This window comes from Micromonospora sp. RTGN7, from assembly GCF_033804645.1.
Classification (GTDB): domain Bacteria; phylum Actinomycetota; class Actinomycetes; order Mycobacteriales; family Micromonosporaceae; genus Micromonospora.
In genome coordinates this window covers 1-1,435 of record NZ_JAPZLF010000050.1, presented here as the reverse complement: position 1 = coordinate 1,435, position 1,435 = coordinate 1, and the positions used below count along the sequence as shown (strand labels likewise).

General features: G+C 68.6%; 1 protein-coding gene. It reads left to right on the top strand.

Features of this window, described 5'->3' with window-relative positions:
- The first annotated feature begins 256 nt into the window (after positions 1-256).
- Positions 257-1,252 (top strand): alpha/beta hydrolase, encoded by a 996-nt coding sequence (locus SNR22_RS29140; RefSeq protein WP_320069891.1) that lies wholly within the window; start codon positions 257-259, stop codon positions 1,250-1,252.
- The last annotated feature ends 183 nt before the right edge of the window (positions 1,253-1,435 follow it).

The following is a 1,435-nucleotide window of genomic DNA, read 5'->3' as shown; positions in this document are numbered from 1 at the left end:
ACGACATCATCGTCTTCACCAAAAACAACACCAACGACGTCCACGTAGCCCTCTCCACCGGCACCACCTTCACCCCCACCACCAAATGGCACGACTTCTTCGGCCTCCCCGAAGAAACCACCCTCTGAACCCACCACCGCCCCGGCCTGACGCACCCCACCCACCGGCTGCGACACGAGACGTGCCGATGCCGAAGCCCCGGCGGACGTGACCAATCCCGTCGCAACACGCGTACGGCTTCACCCGAGGAGAATCAATGGAGATCACCCCTGATGGCGCGCGGCCCCTCACCCGACGGCGCCTCCTGACCGGTGCCGCGGGAGTGGCTGCCGCCGGCGCGCTGGCCGGCACGTTCGCCGCGCCGCACCCGGCCCAGGCCGCCGGCGACGGGTACGGCCTGCGCATCGTCGACCGCAACGAGAACGGTGGCCGCCTCCAGTACTACCGCTTCGCCACGGACGCGATCGAGTGGGACCCCGGGGTCAACGTCCTGCTGCCCGACGGCTACCACACCAGCAACAAGCGCTACCCGGTGCTGTACCTGCTGCACGGCGGGAACGCCGACTTCCGGGCCTTCCACATGAACGACAACATCATCAACCTCACCGCCGGCCGGGAAATCATCATCGTCATGCCGGACGCCGCGACGGGGTGGTACTCCAACCCGGTCAGCAGCAACACCGGGCCCCGCAACTGGGAGACCTTCCACATCGCACAGCTGCTGCCGTGGATCGAGCAGAACTTCCGCACCTTCCCCGAGTACAACGGCCGCGCGGTCGCCGGCTTCTCGATGGGCGGGTTCGGCGCCCTGAAGTACGCCGCGAAGTACTACGGCCACTTCTGCTCGGTCAGCTCCCACTCCGGGCCGGCCAGCCTGCGCCGGGACTTCGGCCTCGTCGTGCACTGGGCCAACGTGAGCGCGGCCGCGGTCGAACTGGGCGGCGGCACCGTCTACGGCGCCCCGTTCTGGGACGAGGCCCGGGTCAACGCCGACAACCCGGTGCAGCGCATCGGCAGCTACCGCAACAAGCGGATCTTCCTTGCCGCCGGCACCTCACCCGATCCGGTGAACTGGTTCGACACCGTGAACGAGACCCAGGTGCTGGCCGGCCAGCGCGAGTTCCGGGCGGCTCTCGGCCAGGCCGGGATCCCGCACGAGTGGCGCGAGGTGCCCGGGGGGCACTACTTCCGCCACGAGCTCTTCGTCCAGGACCTCAACGGCATGCTCGGACGCCTCCGCCGTGCGGGCTGACCGGGTCCCGTTGACTCGGCGGTAGACACACCTGAGGGCCACCCCGATCGGGGTGGCCCTCAGGTGACCGAGCCGGGAAACGCGTCAGGGCCACCCCTTTGAAGGGGTGGCCCTGACGGAAAGATTGTCCGGCGGTGTCCTACTCTCCCACACCCTCACGAGTGCAGTACCATCGGCGCTGGA

Excerpts from the sequence above, each read along its gene's own strand:
- SNR22_RS29140 (WP_320069891.1), top strand. The coding sequence starts at position 257 with ATGGAGATCACCCCTGATGGCGCGCGGCCCCTCACCCGACGGCGCCTC.